Source organism: Hwanghaeella sp. LZ110 (assembly GCF_048892525.1).
Lineage (GTDB): Bacteria > Pseudomonadota > Alphaproteobacteria > UBA8366 > Aestuariispiraceae > Pacificispira.
Map to the genome: position 1 here is coordinate 1 of NZ_JBLZHT010000009.1, position 13,517 is coordinate 13,517.

A 13,517-nucleotide genomic window follows, 5' to 3' on the forward strand; every position below is an offset into this window, starting at 1 on the left:
CTCGAAGAGATCTACCGCCTTCATGAAGGCGGTAGATCTCTATACGCTCCGAAAGACAGAGCTGATCATATGAATTTCCCATCGCAACACCGTTCTAGCAGTGTTGCACTTCTTTCGTGAGTCCTTGCCCCCGTGGTAGAGCAGCCAGTCTACGGGAAGTCTTAAAATCTTAATTACAGTGGCATTTCGTTGCAAATTCTGGTAGGTCAGATGGTGAACAGGGGCGGCCCAGAAGGATTTTCCACCTTTTTGCCAGGAGAAACGGAATGAAGAATCATCCGACCTGCGGGGCAATTGTCCCGGCTTTTGCATCCACTCTAACGCCACATCCCAGTAAGCGACCGATAGCGAAACGGCTGTGCGCCTTGGTGCTGTCTGGCAGTCTTCTATTTTCTCAGGTCGCGTGTACGACCGGACAGGAAGAATTATCCCGGGACGATAAACTGGCAATCGGTGCTGTTGCCGGCGCGGTTGTGGGCGGTTTGATCGGGTATGAGTATTTTGGCAATGATGATACCCGGCTGTTATGGGCACTGGGATTAGGGGCTGCGGGTGCCTATGGCGGGAAACTGCTGTCGGATAACCTGACCCGGTATGACAGGACCTCCATGCAGCAGACGGCATATCAAAGCCTGACACAGGCTCCCGCCGGGGAAACGGCGACGTGGCAGAACAAATCCACCGGCACCCATGGCAGCATCACCCCCATGCGTACCTTCCTGAATGCGCAGGGTCGTATATGTCGCGAATATGATGCACAGGTGAATGTCGACGGTAATACGGTTTCCGGTCGTGAAACAGCATGTCTGACAGAAGCGGGCCATTGGGTGGTTTACGCCACAACCGGGTGATGGTCTGGGCGGTATAGCTCCCCCTCCCTCAGAAATTGCTGCTCATGCGATGCGTTATGCCTGCAAAAAAAAGGACCGCGTCGAAACGCGGCCCAAGTTTAGGGAGGAAACGCCCAATACGGACGTAACAGCGCAGGTTTACAGTGCTAAAGCACAAACTGCAGTGTTCACGTCACAACATGATTAGGCGGATCATGTTGCAGTGCAATAATTGACAGATAACACATTCGAAATCAAGCGTTCTTATCGTGTTGCAACGCACAAATATTAGGCAATTTTCCGCCCTAAAAATAATCTAGTCGGAAATTCTCTCTGATTTCTCCCGATTTCTGGCGATTTAATCAAAAATCCTTTGTTGCGAATGTGCAGGCTGCGGCGGAAAATCACAGTGGTAGAGGATTTTTGTAATGCTTAAATTTTGCTCACTGACTTTGTCGTCCCTGCTGATTAGCACGGTTTTTTTACCATTTTTCATGCGCTGCAGCATGGCGGAAGAGACCGGTATCCAGAAACATTACGGTTCCCCGGCCAGGGACCTCGATTCTGATGCTAAATTGTCAGAATTTGCTTGGGATGACACGCGTCGCGCCTTGGGACCGGACGTGTTCTTTTTACCTGAAGCGCTCAAATCCCCTATGACCTTGAGAAATTTTCTCCCTGGGGGTCGATCAATAGGGAAAGGAGAAGCGCTTCAGGGTCAGTTGACCCTGCGGCAAAGCGCCCTTCTGATTAATGTCATCGGCGCATTGGGAGAGTCGCAGCTGACGCTGCCGGAAAAGACGCTGGGTCTCATCACCCATGGAGATCGCATCGTTCCCGTTCCCGCGCCCGAAACTGTTGTCATCGATCAGCGGCGGCGGTTTACGCTGTTATTTGGTGTTGGGAGAATATGGACTGAGCCGGGGGATCGCGGTCAGTCCAGGGCATTGTTGCCAGTCAGTATTGTCGACAGCAAATTTGGCGCTGTGCGCAATGGGTTGGCCAGTTTTCTGTATGGCAATGGAAAGCCTGTTTCCAACATGATCCTGCAATTTTCTCAGGAAACCGCTGCGGAGCGCGAAGCGGATATATGGGGGACCCTGTCGACGGAATTTATCCCAGGCAAAGTGGAGGGCGCGCAAAGTAGAATCGCCGCCTATGAGGATCGGATGTCCAGTGCGCCCCAATATAAGGATTGGGCAGATCTGGCGGCACGCTTTGGGGTTGATGCTGTTTCCGGTTTCAACGGCCCGTTGGGATCGAAAGGTGCGGTTTCGGTCAGCGGATTGATCGTGGATGAAACAGTTTATCTGTCTGGCTGTAATACGCGGCATGGATTGTATCCCTTCTGCCGTCAAATGCGTCACGGCATATCCAGCATGACGCCCAGTTTTCTGGCGTTTGTGGCGGTATCCCATCTGGCCCATCGTATAGGCCATGATATTCTGGTGATGACGATCGGGGATTTGGTGCCTGAATTAGCCAATCACCCGCAATGGCGGCGTACTCGAATACTGGATATGATCAATATGGCCAGTGGGCTTGGCGAAATTGCTCCGGAACGGACAGTGAATTTCGTTGCGGCGGATTCTGATCCCTCTGCCCAGGCAATCCGCGCGGCACGAACGGTTGATGAGAAACTGGCGGTGGCGAAGCAATTCCCATATTACCCCTGGGCACCGGGCACAGTATTCCGGTTTCGGACATCGGACAGTTTTGTCCTGTCTTTGGCGCTGGATCGACTGGTCAAGTTAAAGGATGGGGCGGGGGCCTCCTTGCGCTGGATATTGCAGGATCGATTGTTCAAGGCAATCGGGATTGCGCGGCTGCAAATGCAGATGACTGTTGGGGATACGGCCGAACATCGGGTTCCCGATTTGGGGAACGGTTTATACCCTACGACGGGTGAATTGGTGCGCTTGATCCTGGTTCTGCGACACAGTACGGGGGGCAAAACCCTGACAGGCCTGTCGCGCGATATGGTTACCGATGCCTTGGATACACAGGGAGATAAAGGCCTGCCAACAGGGGTTTCTTATCCAAACGGTGCCGGTCGCTATGCGTTGGGTTTCTGGCGAACACCGATCAAAATGGCCGGGGACTGCATACAGAATATCCCATCCGCTCAGGGCCGGGGTGGGTCTGTTGTATCCTTCATGCCCTATAGCATTACGGGGTTTCGCATTGCAGATGGGGCCCCTGCGGATCCAGCAACACGTGACAGCACTGACATCCGCCGCATTGGCGATGCCGTCCGTGGCTTCTGTGGAGAGCCCCGCGAATAGTTACTCCGCGGCGGCGTTTAGCGCGACTTCCTGGGGTTTATCGTAAGGCAGATCATTATTCAGCGACGGCACCATTCCCCGAACCTCGGAAACGCGGTTCAGGTTCAGTGTTGCCGTGACGACACCGGGTGCTTCCCCGCCATCGGCAAGAACCTCTCCCCAGGGATCAATGATCAGGGCATGACCATAGGTCTTGCGGCCATCCTCATGGTCGCCACATTGCGCCGGTGCCACGACGAAACAGCCATTCTCGATCGCCCGGGCGCGCAACAGGGTATGCCAATGGGCCTGTCCTGTTGTGCGGGTGAAGGCAGCGGGCACCGCCAGAATGCGCGCGCCGGCCTTCGCCAGATCACGAAACAGATGGGGAAAGCGCAGATCATAACACACCGCCATGCCATAGCCGCCCCAGGGCGTCTGGGCCAGGGTCGCATGGGTGCCGGGGCGAAAGCCGTTGCTTTCCCGATAGCTTTCACCATTCGCCAGATCGACATCGAACATATGGATTTTGTCGTATTGCGCCTGTATCAGTCCGGTGGGATCGATCAGAAAACCGCGATTGGCGAAGCGATCATCATCGGCCAGGCGAATGACCAGCGACCCAGCATGAATCCAGATGCCAAGTTCCTGCGCCAATGCCTTATAGGCCGCCAGAGAGGCATCTTCAGAGTCCAGGGCTGCAACCTTCGACGATTGTGATCGATCCCGCTGCATCAGGTTCACAACTTCAGGCAGGGCGACAAGTTCTGACCCTTGCGCCGCCGCCTGTCGGATCAAATCACTGGAAATCTTGATGTTCTGGTCAATCGATGTGGTCGAGGTCATTTGGACCAGACCCACGGTCAATGTCTCTTTCATCTCAGTCTCCCTTGCTTAGATCCATCAGCGCATGATTAGGCCGCAGTGCCTAACAGTTTGTCCAGTTTACCGTTGGCATCGGCTTCCATCAAATCATCACAGCCGCCGATTAGAACGTCATCGATAAAAACCTGGGGTACGGTCTGGGCACCCGGCGCGCGCTTGGCCATGACTTCCTTGTGATTGCCTTCGCCCCAAATGTCATATTCGGAATAGCTGACGCCTTTGCTGTCCAGCAGCTTCTTGGCGCGATAGCAGAATCCGCACATGGGGCGGGTGTAAATCTCAACGACGGCCATTTGGCCCTCCTTCTCTCAAATTTCGGACCTTGATGTAAAAGGCCTCAGGATATGGTTCATCATGCAGGAAACCGCCTCTTTGTCGAGAGACGCTGCAAATCATTGCCAATTTGGCGCGTTTCAGGCTAGGGACAAGGGGTGATGAGCCAAGAGACTGTTTCCAAAACCGATATAGTCCCGCCCGATGAAAATTCAGGCCACAAACGCTCTTATACCATTCCCTGCAGCACACGGTTTCGAAATCAGATCCTTGCCCTTGCAGAAGCGCGTGGCGTCAACGCGGCGGACCTGGCGCGGTCGGTCATTCTGATGCTGCCTGAATCGATGATTGCGGCGGCGGTAGATCCGGGTGATCCAAAAGCCTCTGATCGCGAAACGGTGACCCTGAAGTCTGGCCCGGATAAGGGCAAGCCCTGGCGGCGAAAGCCCCGCCTGCAGGTCCGACTGCCGGATGGATATGATCCGGTCCTGTTGCGTAAGGCATTGGGATTGGCCCTGGCGCTGGACAGCGGTGCCCTGCGTATGGTGCTGGAGCCCAGCCATCACCCGACCCGCGAGGTCGAGCACGCCCAATTGAAGGCTGAACTGCATCGGTTGCGCGCGGCGGTTCAGGTTCTGGCTGGGGACCGTCTGCCCAATGCGGTGCGCACCAAGGATGAAGCCCATTTCGTCCTGGGCTTCCCGCCAAATTCCCGTCCTGGAGCTGCGGAAATCAAAGCCCGGTACCGCCAGTTGGCGACCATTCACCATCCAGACAGTGATACCGGTGATACGGCCCGCATGGCCTTATTGAATCAGGCCATGAGTTTCATGCGAGCCTATGATAAAAATTAGTATTTCTCATATTTATGATTAATAAAAATATTGACTTAAGGTATTTTGACGCTTAATGCCTCGCCATGAGCTTGTCTTCGGCAGTGAAAGGGGCCCGTCTTGCGGCGGGGTTAAGCCAGAGCGACCTGGCGAAACGACTGGGCGTCACCCAGTCGACCATCGCCTTGTGGGAGACAGGTAAGACCGCGCCAAAGCGCAGCATGATGCCAAAGCTGGCCGCAGCCCTGCGGGTGACAGTGTTGGATTTAGAGCATGGCACTGGTGCATTTACCGGGGCCCTGGGTTCCGTTTCGTATTTTCAGGAAGGCCATAGAACGATGTCGACTCCCTCTCCCACCGCGATTGTCAATCCGGCACAGGATAATCCTGTCATCGCTTTTCAGGGGGTGTTGGGGGCCTATTCCCATCTTGCGGCACGCGGGGCATTTCCGGCGATGGAACCCTTGCCCTGTCCAACATTTCAGGATGCCTTTGCCGCTGTCGAGGAAGGGCGTGCCGGCCTGGCGATGATCCCGATTGAAAACTCCCTGGGCGGGCGTGTGGCGGACATTCATCATCTGTTGCCCGAGTCGAACCTGTTCATCATCGGGGAATATTTCCAACCGGTGCATCATTGCCTTCTGGTTCCGAAAGGCGGCAGCTTTGAGACCGTGAAAGAAGCGCGCAGTCACGAACAGGCCTTGGCGCAGTGCCGCAACACGTTGCGGGAACTCAAAATCAAGCCGGTCATCGCCGCCGATACAGCCGGGGCCGCGCAGGATGTGGCGAAGCTGAATGACCCTTCCATTGCAGCCATTGCTTCCACTCTAGCAGCGGAAACCTACGGGCTGGATATCCTGCGTCCCCGGATTGAAGATCGGATCGGCAATGTGACTCGCTTCATTGTGATGTCGCGGACCCGCATTGAACCAGACCCAAGGTCCGGTCCCTGTCTGACCAGCTTCGTCTTCACGGTGCGCAGCGTGCCTGCCTCGCTGTACAAATCCCTGGGCGGCTTTGCCACCAATGGGGTGAATATGATCAAGCTGGAAAGCTATATCAGCGTCGGCGACGACAGCCGCGCACGATTCTATGCAGAAATTGAGGGACATCCTGCAGATAAATCAGTCGATCAGGCGATGGAGGAACTTCAATTCTTCACCACCAAGATCAAACTGCTGGGCACTTATCGCCAGGCCGATTATCGCGCGGAGGAGTGAGGAAGAGTGTGTGAGCTTTGCCACCTTTGAAGATTTATCGCGAAGGACGCTGAGAAGGCGCAGAGGACGCAGAGCGGCCGACCCATACACTTTTACGTCATCCCGGACTTGATCCGGGATCCAGGGCGGCGGGCGCGATTGGTGCTTGTGGCCCTGGACTCCCGCCTTCGCGGGAGAGACGAGCCTGAATTTGCCTTTGCGCCCTCTGCGTTTCTCCGCGCCCTCTGCGTTCCCCACTGTCGTCATCCCGGCCTTGATTCGGGATCCAGAGCGGCGAGCGCAATTGGTGCGGTCGGCCCTGGATACCCGCCTGCGCGAATGGCCCGGTCTCACCCTTTACTCCATTCTCATCCTGAGGAGGCGCGATAGCGCCGTCTCGAAGGATGCGCTGCAAGTCCGGTGCTTACAGAAAGGTCACCCTTCGAGACGCTACGCTCCTCAGGGTGAGAGTGTGTTTGTCTGCAACATTGTCATCCCGGACGTGATCCGGGGTCCAGGGCGGCTGGCAGAACAGGGCGGGCATTTGAAATCTGATGAAAGGGGCTTAGTTGCCCTGGGCCATCCAGTCCTGGATCAGGCGGTAGGCGATGGAATCGCGGCGGGGCAGGGCGAAGGTTTCGTCTTCCGGGCTGGCGGCGATTTCGGCGCGGGAAACCCAACGGGCCTCTTCGATTTCATCGGTCGCAATGGTCATTTCTTCTGCTGTCGCGCGGGCGCTAAAGCCCAACATAATGGAAGATGGGAAGGGCCAGGGCTGGCTGGAATTATAGCGGATATCGGTGGTTGGTAAGCCGACTTCTTCCATGACTTCACGGGCGACTGCGTCTTCCAGGCTTTCACCCGGTTCAACAAAGCCTGCCAGGACAGAACATCGGCCCGGTGGCCAGTCCTTCTGGCGGCCCAGCACGATCCGGTCAGCGCCATCATGCACCAGCATGATGACGGCGGGATCCGTGCGGGGAAAATGGGGCGCGCCACAGTCTGGATTTGTGCAGCGTCTTTCATGCCCCCCCTTGCGGGAGTCTGTCGGGCGGCCGCAGACACCACAGAAGAGATGACGGCGGTGCCAATGCACCAGGCCACGAGCATAAGCCAATATGGCCCCATCATCATCCCCCAGCATCGGACCAACTTTCCGAAGGTCTTCGAAGGCGGTACCGGGTTCAAATTCGGGCGGTTCCTCAAAATCAGACAAATCAATGGCGAAATGGGGGGCGCCGGTGGAATCCAAACCCAGAAAAACGGACAACTTGGCGTGCTGCATCAGATCCGTGCGCGTTGCCTGCACGGTCCAGCCCCGTATTGTGTCCCCCATCTGCACCAGATTGTTACCGCGCCATACAGGGAACAGGCGCGCAGTCTCGCTGCTGATGGCAAGCGTCAACGCCTCTTGATCGCCACGAAGACGATCCGCCCTATCCAAGGGGCCGGACGCATAAACGTTGGGTGCATGTGTGTGATGTAGAACGGTCCTCATGATGGAAGGGACAGTGCCATGCGTTTGCCGCCTCTTCAACTTCTATAGCAGATCCCAACGCCCCAGGATGACGGTTTTGCGCTGCAACATATTGCGCTGAGACATATTCTAGGGGTAGCGTGTTGTGATGGATGGAGATATCGCCTTAACACTCACCACAAAACCCGCCGCGCAACGGGCGCGGGGCGCGGTCATTTTGGGCTTTCGTCATGATGCAAAGCGCGATCAGACGGGGCTGAGCGATCTGTATCACAGCCATCCCATGCGGGTGCTGTTTCCAAGGCCCGCACGGAATGATGTGATTACAGCGGCGATCACCACGGTCTCTGGCGGCCTTGTCGGGGGCGATCAGATCGACGTCTCTATCAGTGCCGAAGAAAATGCGCAGGTATTGAGCCTGGCCCAGGCTGCAGAGAAGGTATATCGAGCCCAGGATGCGGAGCCGGCCAGAGTCACGCTGACTTTGAAGGCTGGTGCGAATGGCTGCCTGGAATATCTGCCGCAGGAGACGATTCTATTCGAAGGGGCGCGTCTGGTCCGGTCCACCAGGATCGATCTTGCAACAGAAACCGCCCATGTCATGGCCGGAGAGATGGTGATTTTCGGACGCGGCGCCATGGGTGAAACCGTGCGCCAGTGCCAGTTTCAGGAAAACTGGAGGCTGACATTGGCAGGCAGGACGATTTGGCGTGATGCCTTTGTCCTGAACCCGGCTGTTGCGATCAGCCCCTTCGGCTTGAACGGGGCAACGGCGATGGCCACCCTGATCTGTGCCGCGCCACAGCCAGAAACATTGCGCGATAGGGTTCGACCCTTATTGATGGACCTGCCAGGGGGGATTGCGGGGGCGACCGTGATGGGGCCGCTTCTGCTGCTGCGGTTCCTAGGCAAGGATCCAGCCGCGATGCGGGCGCGCTATATGCAGGTATGGTCTGTCTTGCGGCACCAGGCTTTTGGCCGCCCCGCACGGCTGCCAGCCTTGATTCATTGTTGATGGGAGGAGACGGGGCAAATGAACTTATCACCCAGAGAGAAAGACAAGCTGCTGGTCGCGATGGCGGCCGAAGTGGCACGCAAGCGATTGGCGCGGGGCGTGAAGCTGAACTATCCAGAGGCGATTGCCCTGATCAGTGACTATGTCGTTGAGGGCGCCCGCGATGGCCGCGCTGTGGCCGATTTGATGCGCGATGGGGCCACGGTCATCACCCGGGATCAAGTCATGGATGGCATCGCAGAGATGATCCATGAGGTCCAGGTTGAGGCAACCTTCCCCGATGGGACCAAGCTGGTCACCGTTCACACCCCAATCCGCTGAGGCAAAGGAGAGATATCATGATTCCAGGAGAAATCCTTTGTGCCGCCGGTGAAATCACCCTGAATGATGGGCGTGAAACCTTGACGCTGACTGTCGCAAATGGCGGGGACCGCCCGGTTCAGGTTGGCAGTCATTATCATTTTGCTGAAACCAACCCGGCATTGAAATTCGACCGGGCGGCAGCGCGAGGCTTTCGATTGGATATTCCAGCCGGAACTGCCGTGCGCTTCGAGCCAGGGCAAAGTCGAGACGTCACTCTGGTCGCCTATGCGGGCAAGAGGATCGTGACCGGATTTAATGGTGCGGTTCAGGGCCCGCTGGATGGGGGGAAATAAGTCATGGCATATTCAATCGACAGACAGGCCTATGCCGACATGTATGGCCCCACCACAGGCGATAAGGTGCGCCTGGCCGATACGAATTTGATCATCGAGGTCGAAAGTGACCGCACGATCTATGGCGAGGAAGTCAAATTCGGTGGTGGAAAGGTGATCCGTGACGGCATGGGCCAATCGCAAGCCACCCGCGCAGAAGGCGCGATGGATACCGTCATCACCAATGCCCTGATCCTGGATTACACCGGCGTCTATAAGGCTGATATCGGATTGAAGGGCGGCAAGATCGCCGCCATCGGTAAGGCGGGCAATCCCGATGTGCAACCAGCCGTCGATATAATCTGCGGCCCTGGAACAGAAATCATCGCGGGCGAGGGGCGCATTGTTACCGCCGGTGGGATTGATGCCCATATTCACTGGATCTGTCCGCAGCAGGCGGAAGACGCGCTAATGTCCGGCGTGACCACCATGCTGGGCGGCGGCACCGGACCGGCGGAGGGCACCAATGCCACAACCGCAACACCCGGCCCCTGGCATATGGCCCGAATGCTGGAGGCGGCAGATGGCATGGCGGTCAATGTCGGACTGTTTGGCAAGGGTAATGCGTCCCGCCCGGATGCCCTGATCGAAATGGTAGCAGCAGGAGCCATCGGATTGAAACTGCACGAGGATTGGGGCACCACCCCGTCCGCCATTGATTGCTGCCTCAGTGTTGCAGAAGAAACCGATGTCCAGGTTGCGATCCACACAGACACGCTGAACGAAAGCGGTTTTGTCGAAAACACGATTGCCGCGTTCAAGGGACGCACCATCCATGCGTTCCACACGGAAGGGGCGGGCGGTGGTCATGCGCCCGATATCATCAAGGTCTGTGGTCTGGCCAATGTGATCCCCTCCTCAACCAATCCAACGCGGCCCTATACTCGCAATACAGTTGATGAGCATTTGGATATGCTGATGGTCTGTCATCACCTGGACCCCCGCATTCCAGAAGATGTCGCCTTCGCGGAAAGCCGGATTCGCAAGGAAACCATCGCGGCTGAAGATATCCTGCATGACATTGGCGCGTTTTCCATCATCGCGTCGGACAGTCAGGCAATGGGCCGTGTTGGGGAAGTTATTACACGAACCTGGCAAACAGCCCATAAGATGAAGATGCAGCGCGGCAGTCTGGACGGGGAAACGGGTGACAATGATAACCTGCGCGCCCGTCGTTATATCGCCAAATACACCATAAACCCTGCCAGAGCCCATGGATTGTCTCAGCATGTCGGGTCTATCGAAGTTGGAAAGCTGGCTGATCTGGTGCTCTGGAAGCCGATGTTCTTTGGCGTGAAGCCGGATCTGGTTTTGCGCTCTGGTATGATTGCCGCTGCGGCTATGGGTGACCCGAATGCTTCTATCCCGACACCACAGCCGGTGCATTATCGCCCGATGTTTGGCAGTTTGGGCGGTGCCTTGGGGGCAACTGGCGTCACCTTCATGTCTCAAGCCGGGGTTGATGCAGGTCTTAAGCATTCCCTGAACCTGTCCAAGCAGGTTTTGGCGGTTAAAGGGTGTCGGACCGTGACCAAGGCGGATATGGCACTGAACGATGCCTTGCCGGAAATCACGGTCGATCCGGAAACCTACGAGGTTCGGGCCGATGGTGAGCTGTTGACCTGTGAGCCAGCGGCGGAATTGCCCCTGGCACAACGCTATTTCCTGTTCTGAGGATGTGATGCGGCGCGCAACGCAACGACATATGGCAGGCAGCTGGGTGGATGATGGCAATGCTGTCAGTGCCACGCTGGACCTGGATCAACGCAACCGGCGGCGCATCAAGCTGCAGGATGATCAGGGGGAAGCCTTCTTACTGGACCTGCCTAAGGCCGTAACATTGCGACAGGGCGATGGGCTGGCCTTGCAGGATGGCGGCATGATTCGAATCGTGGAGGCGTCGGAACCGGTGGCCGATGCGCTGGGGGTCAGTCCAGCGGCAACCGCCCGTCTGGCCTGGCATTTGGGCAACCGGCATCTCCCGGTACAAATCCTGGACGATGGTACGATCCGTTTTCGCGCCGATGCGGTGATTGAGGCAATGGTGGAAGGGCTTGGGGCAACGGTAAAGCGCCACGAAGCCCCCTTCACACCAGAGGCCGGGGCCTATGATGCCGCCAGCACCGGGCATGGACATCATCATGATCACGGGCACGACCACGGACACGGCCATCCCCACAATCATGATCACCAATCTGTAAGGATTGGATCGTGACACGCGCGCCGGACTGGTTGCAGACGGTTATGCTGTGGACCTCGCCCGCCTTTCCGGTGGGGGCGTTCAGTTATTCCCATGGGTTGGAATGGCTGGTGGAGACAGGCCAAGTGACCGACCGCACCAGCCTGGAATCCTTCATACGGGCTCTTTTGGAATTTGGTGATCTGCAGGCCGACGCGGCCTTCCTCTGTGCCGCTCATCGCGCCAATACCATGGGTTTGGCCTTGGTGTTGGAGGAAGCGGTTAGTTTGAGGGGGGCGTCGGAACTGGCAGCCGAGTCCGTCAACCAGGGCCGTGCCTTTATCAAGGCGCTGCAGTTGGAAGGGACACACTATCCCCGCTTGTCGGCATTGCAAAATACGATGCCTGATGTCGGAATTCCTCATGCCGTTGCTTTTGGTGCAGCCTGTGCAGATGCGGGCATTCCGCTGGAAACCGCTGTTGAATCCTGGATGCATGGTGCGGTTGCCAATCTGGTGTCTGCGGGCCAGCGCCTTATTCCCTTGGGTCAGCGGGATGGGGTGGCGGCTTTGATGGCCCTTAAGCCATGTATTACCAAATTTGCGCAAAAGGCGATGGAAACACCATTCGACAGGATTTCCAGCGCCAGTGTGGCGGTCGATCTGGCCGCAATGTTTCACGAAACCCAGTATACGAGGTTGTTTAGATCATGACGAAACCCGTTTCCCATACAGGCCCGGTCCGCATTGGCATTGGCGGTCCGGTCGGCTCTGGCAAGACGGCGCTGATGGATCGGCTGTGCAAGGCGATGCGCGACAGCTATGACATTGCCGCCATCACCAACGACATCTACACACGGGAAGATGCTGAGTTCCTGACCCGCAGCGGCGCGCTGTCGCCGGATCGGATTGTTGGTGTTGAGACCGGTGGTTGTCCCCATACCGCCATTCGCGAAGATGCGTCCCTCAATCTAGCCGCCGTGGACGATCTGGTTGCGAAATTTCCTAAACTGGAAGTGCTGCTGATCGAATCCGGGGGGGATAATCTTGCCGCGACATTTTCGCCGGATCTTGCTGATATCACAATTTATGTAATAGATGTTTCGGCCGGTGATAAAATTCCGCGTAAGGGTGGGCCGGGGATTATTCGGTCGGACTTGTTGGTGATTAACAAGATCGATCTGGCCCCGCTGGTCGGTGCGGACCTGTCGGTAATGGATCGGGACGCGAAAAAGATGCGCGGCGACCGTCCCTTCCTGTTCACCAATCTGAAAGACAATAAGGGCGTGCCGGAAATTGTCACCTTCCTGGAAGACGCCGCAGGACTTGCCTAGCCCTGTGAAACTGACACGTCCACAAAACGTCCCAATCTCATCCTGAGGCGTTGCTGTAGGGGGGCGTGCAGCAAAAGCTCCCCCTTCGAGACGCTACGCTCCTCAGGGTGAGGGTGCTTTTGTCTGCACCATCGTCACCCCGGACCTTGATCCGGGGTCCAGGGCGGCAAGCGCGATTGGTGCGGTTGGCCCTGGACACCCGCCTACGCGGGAGAGACGGGGTTTGTTGAAGATTTACCGCAAAGGGCGCGGAGAAGGCGCAAAGGGCGCTGAGGGCATGACATTTGTTGATATCACCCCGGACGTGATTCGGGCTCCAGAGCAGCGGGTGCAATTGGTGTGTTCGATTCTCGATACCAGACTGCGCGGGTAAGACGGCGGTGTAGTAGTCTTTGCGCTCTCTGCGGTCCTCAGCGTCCTTTGCGGTTTCCTTCTTCTAAAATCCCCAGCACGGGATTAGCGCAGGCGGTATGACGACCACTCCGTTTTGTCACCCCGGACCTGATCCGGGGTCCAGGGCGGCAAGCGCGATTG

Annotated in this window: 14 protein-coding genes; 11 read left to right on the forward strand and 3 right to left on the reverse strand. The window is 57.0% G+C overall.

What is annotated here, in order from left to right:
* The first annotated feature begins 266 nt into the window (after positions 1 to 266).
* Both ACOSDM_RS16335 and ACOSDM_RS16340 read left to right on the forward strand, forming a co-directional pair.
* Positions 267 to 851: an RT0821/Lpp0805 family surface protein gene (locus ACOSDM_RS16335; RefSeq protein ID WP_420725623.1), complete on the forward strand. Its 585-nt coding sequence runs from the start codon at positions 267 to 269 to the stop codon at positions 849 to 851.
* Between the two features lie 701 nt (positions 852 to 1,552).
* Positions 1,553 to 3,115 (forward strand): hypothetical protein, encoded by a 1,563-nt coding sequence (locus ACOSDM_RS16340; RefSeq protein ID WP_420725624.1) that lies wholly within the window; start codon positions 1,553 to 1,555, stop codon positions 3,113 to 3,115.
* Here the strand turns inward: ACOSDM_RS16340 and ACOSDM_RS16345 are convergent, their stop codons facing one another.
* Together ACOSDM_RS16345 and grxC are read right to left on the reverse strand one after the other, a co-directional pair.
* Positions 3,116 to 3,973 carry a carbon-nitrogen hydrolase family protein gene (locus ACOSDM_RS16345; protein ID WP_420725625.1) on the reverse strand — a complete coding sequence of 286 codons (858 nt, stop codon included), beginning with the start codon at positions 3,971 to 3,973 and terminating at the stop codon, positions 3,116 to 3,118.
* Positions 3,974 to 4,008: 35 nt separating this feature from the next.
* Positions 4,009 to 4,272 (reverse strand): glutaredoxin 3, encoded by a 264-nt coding sequence (grxC, locus tag ACOSDM_RS16350; RefSeq protein ID WP_420725626.1) that lies wholly within the window; start codon positions 4,270 to 4,272, stop codon positions 4,009 to 4,011.
* 141 nt (positions 4,273 to 4,413) lie between these two features.
* Between grxC and ACOSDM_RS16355 the strand changes: the two genes are divergently transcribed.
* Positions 4,414 to 5,106 carry a J domain-containing protein gene (locus ACOSDM_RS16355; protein ID WP_420725627.1) on the forward strand — a complete coding sequence of 231 codons (693 nt, stop codon included), beginning with the start codon at positions 4,414 to 4,416 and terminating at the stop codon, positions 5,104 to 5,106.
* A 65-nt stretch (positions 5,107 to 5,171) separates the two neighbouring features.
* The gene (locus ACOSDM_RS16360) at positions 5,172 to 6,305 is read left to right on the forward strand and encodes a prephenate dehydratase (RefSeq protein WP_420725628.1); all 1,134 of its coding nucleotides are present in this window, start codon (positions 5,172 to 5,174) and stop codon (positions 6,303 to 6,305) included.
* Positions 6,306 to 6,849: 544 nt separating this feature from the next.
* Here the strand turns inward: ACOSDM_RS16360 and nudC are convergent.
* Entirely contained in the window at positions 6,850 to 7,782 is a 933-nt protein-coding gene (gene nudC / locus ACOSDM_RS16365) for an NAD(+) diphosphatase (RefSeq protein WP_420725629.1), read from the reverse strand.
* A 127-nt stretch (positions 7,783 to 7,909) separates the two neighbouring features.
* Between nudC and ACOSDM_RS16370 the strand changes: the two genes are divergently transcribed.
* Genes ACOSDM_RS16370 through ureG form a run of 7 tightly spaced genes read left to right on the forward strand, consistent with a single transcriptional unit; the run spans position 7,910 to position 12,983 of the window.
* Positions 7,910 to 8,776, forward strand: coding sequence for an urease accessory protein UreD (locus ACOSDM_RS16370; RefSeq protein ID WP_420725806.1), 867 nt, complete (start codon positions 7,910 to 7,912; stop codon positions 8,774 to 8,776).
* Positions 8,777 to 8,794: 18 nt separating this feature from the next.
* Complete coding sequence (locus tag ACOSDM_RS16375; protein ID WP_420725630.1) at positions 8,795 to 9,097, forward strand: urease subunit gamma; 303 nt, start codon at positions 8,795 to 8,797, stop codon at positions 9,095 to 9,097.
* Positions 9,098 to 9,114: 17 nt separating this feature from the next.
* Positions 9,115 to 9,432, forward strand: coding sequence for an urease subunit beta (locus ACOSDM_RS16380; RefSeq protein ID WP_420725631.1), 318 nt, complete (start codon positions 9,115 to 9,117; stop codon positions 9,430 to 9,432).
* Between the two features lie 3 nt (positions 9,433 to 9,435).
* Entirely contained in the window at positions 9,436 to 11,145 is a 1,710-nt protein-coding gene (gene ureC, locus ACOSDM_RS16385; RefSeq protein ID WP_420725632.1) for an urease subunit alpha, read from the forward strand.
* A gap of 7 nt (positions 11,146 to 11,152) precedes the next feature.
* Complete coding sequence (locus ACOSDM_RS16390; RefSeq protein ID WP_420725633.1) at positions 11,153 to 11,686, forward strand: urease accessory protein UreE; 534 nt, start codon at positions 11,153 to 11,155, stop codon at positions 11,684 to 11,686.
* Entirely contained in the window at positions 11,683 to 12,363 is a 681-nt protein-coding gene (locus ACOSDM_RS16395; RefSeq protein WP_420725634.1) for an urease accessory protein UreF, read from the forward strand. The genes ACOSDM_RS16390 and ACOSDM_RS16395 overlap by 4 nt, the downstream gene beginning before the upstream one ends.
* Positions 12,360 to 12,983 carry an urease accessory protein UreG gene (gene ureG / locus ACOSDM_RS16400; RefSeq protein WP_420725635.1) on the forward strand — a complete coding sequence of 208 codons (624 nt, stop codon included), beginning with the start codon at positions 12,360 to 12,362 and terminating at the stop codon, positions 12,981 to 12,983. Before ACOSDM_RS16395 ends, ureG begins: the two co-directional genes overlap by 4 nt.
* Positions 12,984 to 13,517 lie beyond the last annotated feature (534 nt).